At 30.2% G+C, this 12310-nt stretch carries 15 protein-coding genes; 2 read left to right on the top strand and 13 right to left on the bottom strand.

Annotated elements, in window-relative coordinates; translation table 11 throughout:
- Positions 1-139: 139 nt before the first annotated feature.
- The 4 genes from BTO16_RS13885 to BTO16_RS13870 form a co-directional block, all read right to left on the bottom strand.
- A complete protein-coding gene (locus BTO16_RS13885) occupies positions 140-526 on the bottom strand; it encodes a response regulator (RefSeq protein WP_105022263.1) in 387 nt (128 codons plus the stop codon).
- Between the two features lie 4 nt (positions 527-530).
- Positions 531-914 carry a hypothetical protein gene (locus BTO16_RS13880; protein WP_105022262.1) on the bottom strand — a complete coding sequence of 128 codons (384 nt, stop codon included), beginning with the start codon at positions 912-914 and terminating at the stop codon, positions 531-533.
- A gap of 255 nt (positions 915-1169) precedes the next feature.
- Positions 1170-2105, bottom strand: coding sequence for a UDP-glucuronic acid decarboxylase family protein (locus BTO16_RS13875; protein WP_105022261.1), 936 nt, complete (start codon positions 2103-2105; stop codon positions 1170-1172).
- A 7-nt stretch (positions 2106-2112) separates the two neighbouring features.
- Entirely contained in the window at positions 2113-3462 is a 1350-nt protein-coding gene (locus BTO16_RS13870; protein WP_105022260.1) for a UDP-glucose dehydrogenase family protein, read from the bottom strand.
- A 418-nt stretch (positions 3463-3880) separates the two neighbouring features.
- Here BTO16_RS13870 and BTO16_RS13865 point away from each other — a divergent pair, with 418 nt between their 5' ends.
- Positions 3881-4495: a response regulator gene (locus BTO16_RS13865; protein ID WP_105022259.1), complete on the top strand. Its 615-nt coding sequence runs from the start codon at positions 3881-3883 to the stop codon at positions 4493-4495.
- A 300-nt stretch (positions 4496-4795) separates the two neighbouring features.
- Here BTO16_RS13865 and BTO16_RS13860 read toward each other — a convergent pair whose 3' ends face one another.
- The 9 genes from BTO16_RS13860 to pdxA form a co-directional block, all read right to left on the bottom strand.
- Entirely contained in the window at positions 4796-5494 is a 699-nt protein-coding gene (locus BTO16_RS13860; RefSeq protein WP_105022258.1) for a LytR/AlgR family response regulator transcription factor, read from the bottom strand.
- A 20-nt stretch (positions 5495-5514) separates the two neighbouring features.
- Positions 5515-5829, bottom strand: a complete 315-nt coding sequence (locus BTO16_RS13855) for an Hpt domain-containing protein (protein WP_105022257.1) — start codon at positions 5827-5829, stop codon at positions 5515-5517.
- A 170-nt stretch (positions 5830-5999) separates the two neighbouring features.
- Positions 6000-6449, bottom strand: coding sequence for an Lrp/AsnC ligand binding domain-containing protein (locus BTO16_RS13850; protein WP_105022921.1), 450 nt, complete (start codon positions 6447-6449; stop codon positions 6000-6002).
- 84 nt (positions 6450-6533) lie between these two features.
- Entirely contained in the window at positions 6534-7874 is a 1341-nt protein-coding gene (accC, locus tag BTO16_RS13845) for an acetyl-CoA carboxylase biotin carboxylase subunit (protein ID WP_105022256.1), read from the bottom strand.
- Between the two features lie 91 nt (positions 7875-7965).
- The gene (accB, locus tag BTO16_RS13840) at positions 7966-8433 is read right to left on the bottom strand and encodes an acetyl-CoA carboxylase biotin carboxyl carrier protein (protein ID WP_105022255.1); all 468 of its coding nucleotides are present in this window, start codon (positions 8431-8433) and stop codon (positions 7966-7968) included.
- A 28-nt stretch (positions 8434-8461) separates the two neighbouring features.
- Positions 8462-9457: a beta-ketoacyl-ACP synthase III gene (locus tag BTO16_RS13835; RefSeq protein ID WP_105022254.1), complete on the bottom strand. Its 996-nt coding sequence runs from the start codon at positions 9455-9457 to the stop codon at positions 8462-8464.
- Positions 9458-9613: 156 nt separating this feature from the next.
- The gene (gene rpmF / locus BTO16_RS13830) at positions 9614-9808 is read right to left on the bottom strand and encodes a 50S ribosomal protein L32 (RefSeq protein WP_105022253.1); all 195 of its coding nucleotides are present in this window, start codon (positions 9806-9808) and stop codon (positions 9614-9616) included.
- 1 nt (position 9809) lies between these two features.
- Positions 9810-10346, bottom strand: a complete 537-nt coding sequence (locus tag BTO16_RS13825; protein WP_105022252.1) for a YceD family protein — start codon at positions 10344-10346, stop codon at positions 9810-9812.
- A gap of 84 nt (positions 10347-10430) precedes the next feature.
- Positions 10431-11465 (bottom strand): 4-hydroxythreonine-4-phosphate dehydrogenase PdxA, encoded by a 1035-nt coding sequence (gene pdxA / locus BTO16_RS13820; protein WP_105022251.1) that lies wholly within the window; start codon positions 11463-11465, stop codon positions 10431-10433.
- Positions 11466-11523: 58 nt separating this feature from the next.
- Between pdxA and BTO16_RS13815 the strand changes: the two genes are divergently transcribed.
- A complete protein-coding gene (locus tag BTO16_RS13815) occupies positions 11524-12108 on the top strand; it encodes a riboflavin synthase (protein ID WP_105022250.1) in 585 nt (194 codons plus the stop codon).
- Positions 12109-12310: the final 202 nt, after the last annotated feature.

Genomic DNA, 12310 nt, shown 5'->3' with positions numbered 1-12310 from the left:
TTGCGATTTTTTATTTAATTGTTAAAATTTCCCGACTTTTTAATTCGCTTATTTTAAGGGAGTTTTGAAAATATTTTTTATTAAAAAATGCTTTCTATTTTACTTGTCTAGGTTTTCTGCACCAAAGACTTATACAAAACTACCATTCTATAGCATAATGAATTGGATACAGATTTTTCTTTACCAACTCTTCAAGCTCTTCTGGGTTAAATGGTTTTGTAAGATAATCTTGTGCACCAAGTCTGTAGCACTTTATACGTTCTTTACTTTCTGCTCTACCAGACAACATTACAATAGGCGTGTGTTTTGTAAAACCTCGTTGACGCACTTTGGTTAAAAATTCGTAACCATCCATTTCAGACATTTGAATATCCGAAATAATAAGATCTGGAAGGTTATCTTCTAGCCATTCAAGAGCCTCTAATGCGCTATATATTGTTATAACATCATAGTCTCTCGAAAGAAAATTCTGCAACAACATACAGATACTTATTTCATCGTCTACAACTAGTATTTTTTTCTTCATTATTTTATATATTAGGGATATTAAAATCTTTTTTCATTTGACTAATAACTTCATGTATCAAAAAATTAAGATTTGCAATTTTTAGATCTAATTCTGATGAAACAATTTCTTTTGAAAAAAGTTCGTCTGTAAGAATAAACTCTTGTTCTAATTTAGAAGTTCCAAAATAAGTTAAAAGCGGTTTAATTTTGTGAGTCAACTTTTTAATTTTTAAAAAGTCTTTTTCAGAATATGCTGTCTCAATCTCTTTTATGGATTGCGAAATTTGGCCGATAAATACTTCAACCATTTTTAAAACTTGTTCTTCGTTAGCACGACACATTTGGCTAACTACCTGTAAATCGTATAATTTAACGGATGAAGAGTCTGAGTTTGGGGGTAAATTCATAATAGTATTTATTTAGTACTACGTTTTTTAAATGTACAAATTAAAATTTAAAACGGATTTAAATAATTAGATATTAATAAATTGCTACTATTGATAGTGTAGTAAGTTGTTTGTACAACTAATTCTATAAAACATTAAATAAACAAACCTATTTTGATTTTTTTAGCGAATTTTTTTTAAAAGATTCAATAAAAAAATCAAAATAAGTTTAGGTATTTATTTTGCTCCTTACTAACTATTTTAAGCAAATTAAAATTAAATAACTGTCTTAAAGAAGCTTATCGTTTTTATTAAACCTTCATCTAATTGCACCTTTGGCGACCAATCTAATTCTTTTTTAGCAAGAGATATATCTGGTTGTCTTTGCATAGGATCGTCTGACGGTAATGGTTTGTAAATAATCTTAGATTTAGAACCCGTTAGTTTTATTACTTTTTGAGCCAGCTCTAAAATTGTAAATTCATTAGGATTCCCAACATTTACAGGTCCAGTAAAACCGTCTCTAGAATTCATCAATCTAATCATCCCTTCAACTAAATCATCCACATATTGAAAACTACGTGTTTGATTTCCTTCACCGTAAACTGTAATATCTTGATTCTGTAAAGCTTGTACAATAAAGTTTGAAACTACACGACCATCATGCGGATGCATATTTGGTCCGTAAGTATTAAATATTCTAATAATTTTAATATCTACATTATTTTGTTTGTGATAATTTACAAACAAGGTTTCTGCAGATCTTTTTCCTTCATCATAACAAGCGCGATCTCCAATAGGATTAACATGTCCCCAATACGATTCTGTTTGAGGATGTACTAATGGATCTCCATATACCTCACTTGTGGAAGCTTGCAATATTTTTGCATTAACTCGTTTTGCTAATCCTAACATATTAATAGCACCCATAACAGATGTCTTCATCGTTTTAATAGGGTTGTACTGATAATGAACAGGTGAAGCCGGGCACGCTAAATTATAAATTTGATCTACTTCTATAAAAAAAGGCGTTGTAACATCGTGACGGATTAATTCAAAATAAGGATTGTCTAAAAGATGAATTACATTCTTTTTTTGACCTGTAAAGTAATTGTCTAAACAATACACCTCATTACCTTCATTTAATAAACGCTCACATAAGTGCGAACCAACAAAACCAGCTCCGCCAGTTATAAGAATCTTTTTTCTCATGGTTTATTTATTTTATTATAATAGAATCACTATCATCTGTAGTGTTAACACCAATACAGAAATACTCAAAACCATTTCTTTTAATTTGCTCTCTATCATAAATATTTCTACCATCAAAAATAACTGGTTCGGTTAATAGTTTTTTTATGATTTTAAAACTTGGAAATTTAAATTCTGGCCATTCTGTAAGTATTGCCAAACAATCCGAATCGATTAAAACTTCATACTGTTCATCATAATACGTAATAGTGTCGCCAAAATGATGTTTTGCTTCATTATTTGCTACAGGATCGTATGCTTTAACATGGGCTCCTGCTTTTAAAAGGCTGTCTATGATATATAACGACGGCGCCTCACGCATATCATCTGTTTGAGGCTTAAAAGAAAGACCCCAAATACCGATGGTTTTACCTTTTAAATCTCCTTTAAAGTACGTGTTTATTTTATTAAATAAAACTAGTTTTTGATACTTATTAACCGCTTCAACGGCCTTAAGTACTTGTAAATCATAATTATTTTCACTTGCTGTTCTAATTAACGCTTGAACATCTTTTGGGAAACAAGAACCTCCATATCCAATTCCTGGATAAATAAATTTAGGTCCAATTCTTGAATCTGATCCAATACCTTTTCTTACTTTATTGATATCTGCACCAACAATTTCGCATAAATTAGCAATATCATTAATAAAACTAATTTTTGTAGCAAGCATTGCATTTGCTGCATATTTTGTCATTTCTGCGGATACAATATCCATGAAAATTACAGGATGACCGTTAAGTGTAAACGGGTTGTATAAACTTGTCATTAAGTCTTCTGCTCTCTGGCTATCTAGACCAACTACAATTCTATCTGGTTTTAAAAAGTCATTAATTGCAGCTCCTTCTTTTAAAAATTCTGGATTTGAAGCAACATCAAACTCAATATCAACATTTCGTTTGTCTAACTCTTCTTGTAATGCTTTTTTTACTTTTTTTGATGTTCCTACTGGCACTGTACTTTTAGTTACAACCAACATATAGTCGTTCATGTGCTTACCACAATCTCTGGCTACTGCAAGTACATATTTAAGATCTGCACTGCCATCTTCATCTGGCGGTGTACCAACTGAAATAAATAAAACTTCAGAATCCTCTAAAGCTTCAGCAATATTAGTTGTAAAACTAAGTCGCCCTTTTTTCATATTTCTAGTAATCATTTCCTCTAAACCAGGCTCATAAATTGGTATGATTCCATTATTTAGATTTTCAATTTTCTTTTGATCTATATCGACGCAAGTAACGTCAATACCTACCTCAGAAAAACAGGCGCCAGTAACAAGACCAACATAACCGCTTCCAACAATTGTAACTTTCATAATTATATTTTAGGGATTTTAAATCGTTTAAATATACAATAATATCTCAAAATAAAAAATATGAAAATAAAAACATAGACAGTATTAAAATTTTAGATACTTAAAGCCTTTATTATCAATTGTTTATTTTACCCTAAAGGTATGTTTTGAATATTTGAATCTATTTTATAGCTTTAAATAAAAACTCAATCACCTGATTATCAAATGAAGTTTAAAAAAATTAATTGCTGTTTTTATATGTCAATCTTTTATTCCTAGCGTATTAGTCAGTTTTAAAACTTATTTTGAGTCATTTATAACAATCTCTATTTCTGTGTTTTAAAATTATTATTTGAACTAAAATTATTTTAAGGTTTTTTTAAATGATTTCCTACTATTTTAGTAATTTTAAACCTTGATTATAAACAATAAACGAACTATGAATATTTCTACTTGTAAATTTTTAGGCAACAATACAAGAGCCTCTAATAAATTGTCGTTTATACTTAATGATGTTCTTGGTTCCTTAAAAACAAAAGCAGATAGACTCTCTTTTAAAGAAAAAAGCCTTGAATCAAATTCTACAAAAAAAGATATATTAAGTACAGCACAGCAGAATAATGAAAAAAAAGAAGTAAAAGATTCTATAAAAAAAGACACTACAACTAAAGCTTCTATTAACAGTTTAAAAAGTAAAAAAGTACTTGTTGTTGATGATAATATTATGAACAGGATGTTAGCAAACGTTATTTTAAAGGAATTTGAAGTGCATGTATCAGAGGCAAATGATGGTGAAGAAGCTGTAAATTATTTACAAAATAATAGCTGTGATTTAGTGCTGATGGATCTTCAAATGCCAGTTTTAAACGGTTATGAAGCATCAGAAATAATTAGACAAAAACTAAAGTTAGATATCCCAATTATTGCTTTAACGGCAAGTGATATAGAAGAAGAAAAACAAAAGTGTTTTGAGGTAGGAATGAACGATTATTTATTTAAACCCTTTAATAGAGAACAATTTATTGAAATTATTTGTAAATGGATAACTAAGTAAAAGTTTCGTTTAATACCTTTATAGAGCTTTATGAAAAATATAATTTTGTAACATAAAACTTCATCTTTATCTTCTGACAAAAAGAATTAAAAAAACTTGAATATCTTATAATTAAAAAAGGGCTGAAGAATCAGCCCTTTTCGTATCAATTTATAAATCCCCCAACTTATAATTGCTTAATAGTAATATTAAAATCACTTCTGCAAAACTACTATAATTACAACAAATAAACGACTAAGTATCGTTTATTTACTATTTAGTTACGACGAATTACACTTAAGTAATGATTAATAAAATAATTTATAAGAGATTTAACCTTTTCATTAGTTCGCTTTTATTAGATCTACTAACAGGCACAACAACTTGACCAATTAAAACACTGTTATCTTCTATATCTATAATTTCTGAGAAATTTATAATAAAAGATCTGTGCACTTTAAAGAATAAATTTGATGGTAATTTATCTTCTATCTTTTTTAAAGTAGAATGTACAAGGTAATTTTTATCATTTGTTTTAATGCTAATATAATCTCCTTTGGCTTCTATTAAATAAATACTTGCAATATTTATTTTAACTAGTCTTTTATCAACACTCACAAAAATATAGTCAGATAGTTTTTCTTCCTTTTGTAACGATTTTTCGACTGTTGAAGTAGCCACTAATTTTTCTAAAGATTTTTCGAATCTCTCTTTAGATATTGGCTTTAGTAAATAATCAACAACACTTTTATATTCAAAAGCTTCTAAAGCAAAGTTTCTATCCGAAGTGGTTAAAATAATTTTTGGTAGATTTTTTAATGTCTGAATAAAATCAAAACCAGAAAAATTAGGCATATGAATGTCTAAATAAACCAAGTCTACACTATTATTATTTAAATATTTTATAGCATCAATTGCCGAAGAAAACTCCTCAAGAACGTTTATTTGTTTTGAATTAATGCAATGCTGTTTTATAATTAGTCTGGCAGTGGCATCATCATCAATAATTATACAATCCATAATAGAAATTTGAGAGTTATTTACTCAAGTAAATATAAGTGAATTTTGTGTAAGATTTCTAAAAACTCAGGATGTAGCGCAGTATTTCCATTTTTTAATTCATTTTCAAACTCATAGGCAATCTCAAAACCTTCTTCTAAACCTAATAAACTAATTTTATGTTTTAATTTATGCACATTCGTAGAAGCTTCTGTGTATTTTTTTTGAGAAAAATTTTTAGTAAAAAGGCTAGCCTCCGCAGGAAATTCTTGCTTAATGATATCTATAAGACTCTTTTCGAAAGCCTTGTCATCGCCTACAATTTCTTTTATAAATTTTAAATTAGGTTGCTCCATTTTATCTTTTATCCTTTAAACCTTCTTGTATAACCAACGTATTAAAGGAGTTTAATTTTTTATTGATATCTACAAAAATGAAATAAAAAAAACCTGTTGTTTCATTTATTTGACAAGTCGTTTATAAATCTCTTTAAAAGGTAAAATTTTATAGTTAAAGCGTTTTTTATCTAAATAGATATCTGTCTATCAATCTGTTGGTCTAAAGAGATAAAAGTTTCTGTTCTAGACACCCCTTTTATATTTTGAATGTCCTTATTTAAAAGATGCATTAAATCTTCGTTATTTTTACATAAAACCTTAATAAAGATAGCATAATTACCTGTTGTATAGTGACTTTCTATAATTTCAGGAATTTCTTTTAATCGCTTTATAGCTGATGAATATAAACTAGAAGAATCTAAAAAGACACCAATAAAAGCAGTTGTAGAGTATCCTAAAATTTTAGGGTTAATTACCATTCTATACCCATCTATTAATTTAGATTTTTCTAATTTTCTTAATCGCTGATGAATTGCAGCTCCAGAAACACCTACTTCTCTTGCAATACTAAGAATAGGAGTTCTAGCATCCGTTACCAAGCTTTTAATAATTATTTTATCAATACCGTCAATTTTCATAGCAATAAATTTTAGCATAAAGATAAAAAAATAGAGAATACAAATATGTATTCTCTATTTTAAATATAAGATTGAAAAAATATTTTAAGCTTTCATTACAAAATCTTCCATAAATTTAGTGGTGTAATTACCCGCTACATAATCTGGATGATCCATTAATTGTCTATGAAAAGGAATGGTCGTTTTAATACCTTCAATAACAAATTCATCTAAAGCTCTTTTCATTTTATTAATTGCTTCTTCTCTTGTTTGAGCAGTAACAATTAATTTAGCAATCATAGAATCGTAATTTGGTGGTATTGTATAACCTGCATACACATGTGTATCCATTCTTACTCCGTGACCTCCAGGGGTATGTAAGGTTACTATTTTTCCAGGAGACGGTCTAAAATTATTATAAGGGTCTTCTGCATTAATTCTACATTCTATAGCATGTAACTGTGGATAATAATTTCTACCTGAAATTGGTACACCTGCAGCAACCAAAATTTGTTCGCGAATTAAATCGTAATTCACAACTTCTTCTGTTATTGGGTGCTCTACTTGTATACGCGTATTCATTTCCATAAAGTAGAAATTTCTATGCTTATCAACTAAAAACTCTATGGTTCCTGCACCTTCATAATTGATAAATTCAGCCGCTTTTACAGCTGCATTTCCCATTTGTTCTCTCAACTCATCGGTCATAAAAGGAGAAGGTGTTTCTTCTGTTAACTTTTGATGACGTCTTTGTACAGAACAATCTCTTTCTGATAAATGGCATGCTTTTCCGTAAGAATCTCCAACAATTTGAATTTCAATATGTCTTGGCTCTTCAATAAGCTTCTCCATGTACATATCGTTGTTACCAAAAGCAGCTTTACTTTCATGTCTAGCAGAATCCCAAGCGTCTTTTAAATTTTCTGCTTTATAAACAGCGCGCATTCCTTTACCACCACCACCAGCAGAAGCTTTTAACATTACAGGATATCCTGTAAGTTTTGCTAATTTTTCGCATTCTGCAAAATCGGCAATAATACCTTCAGATCCCGGTACACAAGGTACACCGGCAGCTTTCATGGTCGCTTTAGCATTTGCTTTGTCTCCCATTTGGTCAATCATCTTACCTGTTGCACCAATAAACTTAATGTTATGTTCTTCACATAAATTAGAAAATTTAGCGTTTTCAGATAAAAAACCATATCCAGGATGGATTGCATCTGCATTGGTAATTTCTGCAGCAGATATAATATTAGACATCTTTAAATACGATTCTGCACTTGATGGCGGTCCAATACAAACAGCTTCATCAGCAAATCTAACGTGTAAACTTTCTGCATCTGCCGTAGAATATACAGCAACAGTCTTTATACCCATTTCTTTACAAGTTCTAATTACACGTAGTGCAATTTCACCTCTGTTGGCAATTAATATTTTTTTAAACATCTTTAAAAGTTTAGATTTGATTAAATAATTGGATTGTTTGATTATTTAGCGTCTAAAACGCCTAAATATCTAGAAATCTAATACTCTAAAATTAAGATGGATCTACTAAAAATAATGGTTGATCATATTCTACAGGAGAAGAATCATCCACTAAAACTTTAACGATTTTACCTGAAACCTCAGATTCTATTTCGTTAAATAATTTCATTGCTTCGATAACACAAACAGTGTCACCAACGTTTATTTCTGAACCAACCTCTACAAAATTAGATTTATCTGGAGATGGTTTTCTGTAAAAAGTACCAATTATTGGCGATTTTACAATTAGGTATTTAGAATCATCATCAGCCTTAATAACTGTAACTGTTTCGCCATCTGAATGCGAAGTTACAGGAGCCGCTGCTGCTTGAGGCGCGCCAACCATTGGGGCAGCTTGCACTATGGTAGTTTCTGTACCTGTTTTAATGGTAATCTTAATATCTTCCATTTCTAACTTTACCTCGCTAGCGCCAGATTTAGCTACAAATTTTATAAGATTTTGAATTTCTTTAATATCCATGCTTCTTATTGTTTAGTTGTTTTTTTGTTTATGAATTATATGCCCATTTTAAATAGATAGCTCCCCATGTGAAACCTCCACCAAATGCTGCAAAAATTAAATTATCTCCTTTTTTTAATTGATCTTCATAATCGGCTAATAAAAGGGGTAAAGTTGCTGATGTTGTATTACCATATTTATGGATATTCATCATCACTTTTTCTGGAGCAACGCCAACTCTATTAGCGGTAGCTTCAATTATTCTTTTATTAGCTTGATGTGGCACTAACCATTGAATATCTTTTTCTGTAAGATTATTTCTGGTTAACATTTTTTCTGATACGTCTGCCATATTAGAAACCGCATATTTAAAAACCGTTTTACCTTCTTGATATACAAAATGCTTTTTATCTTTTACAGTTTGTTCTGTTGGTGGCATAATAGACCCACCAGCTTCTATTCTTAAAAAATCTCTTCCAATTCCGTCGCTTCTTAAATACTCATCTTGCAAACCTAAACCTTCATTATTTGGCTCAAATAAAGCAGCTCCTGCTCCATCACCAAATATAATACAAGTTGCTCTGTCTGCATAATCTATAATTGAAGACATTTTATCTGCACCTATTAAAAGTATTTTTTTGTATCGACCAGATTCTATATAACTAGCGGCAGTAGACATCCCATATAAAAAACTAGAACATGCAGCTTGTAGATCGTACGCAAAAGCATTTGTTGCACCAATTTCTGAAGCTACATAAGCAGCGGTTGATGCTACAGGTAAATCTGGTGTTGCAGTACCAACAATTACCAAATCAATGTCTTCTGGTTTTGTATTCGATTTTTTTAATAAATCTTCTGCGGCTTTTATTGCCATGTAGGATGTACCTAAACCTTCGCCTTTTAGAATCCTTCTTTCTTTAATTCCTGTTCTTGATGTAATCCATTCATCATTAGTATCTACATATTTTTCTAACTCTTTATTAGTTAGAATATAATCAGGAACGTATTTTCCTACGGCTGTAATTGCTGCAGTGATTTTAGTCATAAGTGAGGTTTAAAATCTAAAGTTTAGAATAGTCAAAAGTAGTGAAAAATATTTCACTTTTTTGGTTAAAAATCATCAAAAGAGATGGTTTTTACCTGAAAAACGTAAAAAAACCCTCAAAATTGAGGGTTTCGGTGTATTTTTAAAAGGATATTTTTAAACTTCTGCTGTTGTAGACTCTAAAACAACTTGACCTCTGTAATATAATTTTCCTTCGTGCCAGTGAGCTCTGTGATATAAATGAGCCTCTCCAGTTGTTGGGTCTGTAGCAATTTGTTGATCAGCTGCTTTATAATGTGTTCTCCTTTTATCTCTTCTTGTTTTAGATATTTTTCTTTTAGGATGCGCCATTTTATGTGTTTTTTTCTGTTATTAAATTCTTTAATTTATCCCACCTTGGGTCTGTATTATCTACAGTTTTCACTTCTTTTATTTGTAATTCTTTTAATTTCTTTAGTGCTTCAGATTCCATTGTACCATCCAAAACCTTTGGATGAATTCTTTTATTAGGAACTGCTAAAACAATCATTTCGTAAATAAATTGAGAAACATCTAATTCATATGCTTCATGAGGTAAAATTAAAATATCCTCATTGTCGTTATTATATTCAGGGCCAAAATTTACTACTATTGGTAATTTTGCATCTATTTCTTGATGATATAACTCATTTGATATATCACAAGGAACTTCAACAGTACCTTCTGCAGCAAATCCAAGCTCAAATAATGTGCTCTTTTTTACGAATGTTAGCAAAACTTTTATTGATGAGCTATTAAAATCATCATAATTAAAAGTTTCAAAGAACTTATTATCAATTGTATAATTGAATAGGTGTTTGCCTTCTTTTAACCCTACAAACGGTATCGTGAATTCTTTCAAACCTTTCATTATCAAACATCAATTGAGCGGGCAAAGATACAAAAAAATGTATTTCTGCAATATTTTATATCAAAAAAAGAAGAATCTTTATTTTTATTTTATAATCAACGGATTATGAGTAAGTTCTAAATACTCTTTTCTTGTTTTAAAAATTTTAATTCCGGTAAACAATGCCTCTGCAAATGAAGACGGATTTGCTTTATTTTTACCTGCAATATCATAACCTGTTCCGTGATCTGGCGAGGTTCTTACTGCATTTAAGCCTGCTGTAAAATTAACTCCTTTGCCAAAAGACAACGCTTTAAAAGGCGCTAAACCTTGGTCGTGGTAGGTTGCTAAAACGCCATCAAATTGTTTGTATGTTTCCGATCCAAAGAAGCCATCCGCAGCATAAGGACCATAAACTAACTTGCCAGTTTCTTTAATTTCGTCTATTGTTGGCTTAATAATTTCGTCATCTTCTGCACCAATTACACCTTTATCGCCACAATGCGGATTCAAAGATAAAACAGCAATTCTGGGTTTATTAATTCCGAAATCTTGTAATAATGATGCATGCATCGTTTCCACTTTGCTCTTAATTAATGCTGGCGTAATAGATTCTGCAACTTTAGCAATAGGAATATGACCTGTTATTAAGCCAATTCGCAATTCATCCGTCATTAAAATCATTAAACTTTTACCTTCTAAATTTGCTTCTAAATATTCTGTATGACCAGGAAAATTAAATGTTTCTGATTGTATATTTTCTTTGTTAATAGGTGCCGTTAACAGCACATCAATTGTATTCTCTTTTAAATGCGCTACCGCGGATGCTAATGATTTTGCAGCATAATCTCCAGAAATTTTAGTGGCAGTACCCAATTCAATTTCAACTTCTTCTTTCCAAATGTTTAAAACATTAATTTTAGAATGGTTAATTTGATTTATTGATGTAATTCCGTGAACTGCAGTTTCTATTTCTAAGGCTTTTTTATGATAGGAAATTACTTTTGTAGATCCAAAAAGTACTGGAGTACAAAAATCCAACATTCTTTTGTCTTCAAATGTTTTCAAAATTACTTCAATGCCAATTCCATTTAAATCTCCAATTGAAATTCCAACGATTATTTTATCAGATTTATCCATATAACTCTTGTAATATTGCTATTTTTGATGTCTACAAAAGTAACGAAAATTTAGGGATATGTTTACAGGAATTATAGAAACACTTGGCACAGTAACAAACGTTGTAAAAGAACAAGAAAATGTTCATTTAACCATAAAAAGTAGCATCACAAATGAACTAAAAGTAGATCAAAGTGTTGCGCATAATGGCGTATGTTTAACGGTTGTTAACATTAATAAGGACGAATACACTGTAACTGCTATTAAAGAAACGTTGGATAAAACTAATACAGGAAAATTAAAACTAGCCGACATTGTAAACCTAGAACGCGCAATGAAATTAGGCGACAGACTAGACGGGCACATGGTTCAAGGACATGTAGATGAAACCGGAATTTGCACCAACATGAAAGATGAAAACGGAAGTACACTTTGTACTTTTAAATATACCTCTAGCAAAAACAACATCACCATAGAAAAAGGTTCTATTACTATAAATGGTATCAGTTTGACGGTCGTGAATTCTAAAAAAGACGAATTTAGTGTTGCAATAATACCTTATACTTGGGAACATACCACTTTTAAAACGCTACAAGTTAACGATGTTGTAAATTTAGAATTTGATGTAATTGGCAAATATGTAGCAAGATTAACTAATTTATAAGTTCAATTTTAAAAACGGAAGGAATTTTAATGGCAACGAAACCTAGAATTAAATACTGTGAAATATGTAAAAAAGATTTCTCAACTATGTATAGAATTCAGTATGAGTTTACCAAAAAATGGATTTTTGCCTGTAAAGAATGCTTATTAAATTTAAAAAAAGAAAACCCAAATTATGTTTACGGTGGCACTTGGAAAAAATA

The sequence above is a fragment of the Polaribacter glomeratus genome (genome assembly GCF_002954665.1).
Classification (GTDB): domain Bacteria; phylum Bacteroidota; class Bacteroidia; order Flavobacteriales; family Flavobacteriaceae; genus Polaribacter; species Polaribacter glomeratus.
The sequence above is the reverse complement of the archived record's forward strand: the minus strand, read 5'-3'. Positions and strand labels throughout refer to the sequence as shown.

Excerpts from the sequence above, each read along its gene's own strand:
- BTO16_RS13885 (WP_105022263.1), bottom strand. The coding sequence starts at position 526 with ATGAAGAAAAAAATACTAGTTGTAGACGATGAAATAAGTATCTGTATG.
- BTO16_RS13880 (WP_105022262.1), bottom strand. The coding sequence starts at position 914 with ATGAATTTACCCCCAAACTCAGACTCTTCATCCGTTAAATTATACGAT.
- BTO16_RS13875 (WP_105022261.1), bottom strand. The coding sequence starts at position 2,105 with ATGAGAAAAAAGATTCTTATAACTGGCGGAGCTGGTTTTGTTGGTTCG.
- BTO16_RS13870 (WP_105022260.1), bottom strand. The coding sequence starts at position 3,462 with ATGAAAGTTACAATTGTTGGAAGCGGTTATGTTGGTCTTGTTACTGGC.
- BTO16_RS13865 (WP_105022259.1), top strand. The coding sequence starts at position 3,881 with ATGAATATTTCTACTTGTAAATTTTTAGGCAACAATACAAGAGCCTCT.
- BTO16_RS13860 (WP_105022258.1), bottom strand. The coding sequence starts at position 5,494 with ATGGATTGTATAATTATTGATGATGATGCCACTGCCAGACTAATTATA.
- BTO16_RS13855 (WP_105022257.1), bottom strand. The coding sequence starts at position 5,829 with ATGGAGCAACCTAATTTAAAATTTATAAAAGAAATTGTAGGCGATGAC.
- BTO16_RS13850 (WP_105022921.1), bottom strand. The coding sequence starts at position 6,449 with ATGAAAATTGACGGTATTGATAAAATAATTATTAAAAGCTTGGTAACG.
- accC (WP_105022256.1), bottom strand. The coding sequence starts at position 7,874 with ATGTTTAAAAAAATATTAATTGCCAACAGAGGTGAAATTGCACTACGT.
- accB (WP_105022255.1), bottom strand. The coding sequence starts at position 8,433 with ATGGATATTAAAGAAATTCAAAATCTTATAAAATTTGTAGCTAAATCT.
- BTO16_RS13835 (WP_105022254.1), bottom strand. The coding sequence starts at position 9,457 with ATGACTAAAATCACTGCAGCAATTACAGCCGTAGGAAAATACGTTCCT.
- rpmF (WP_105022253.1), bottom strand. The coding sequence starts at position 9,808 with ATGGCGCATCCTAAAAGAAAAATATCTAAAACAAGAAGAGATAAAAGG.
- BTO16_RS13825 (WP_105022252.1), bottom strand. The coding sequence starts at position 10,346 with ATGAAAGGTTTGAAAGAATTCACGATACCGTTTGTAGGGTTAAAAGAA.
- pdxA (WP_105022251.1), bottom strand. The coding sequence starts at position 11,465 with ATGGATAAATCTGATAAAATAATCGTTGGAATTTCAATTGGAGATTTA.
- BTO16_RS13815 (WP_105022250.1), top strand. The coding sequence starts at position 11,524 with ATGTTTACAGGAATTATAGAAACACTTGGCACAGTAACAAACGTTGTA.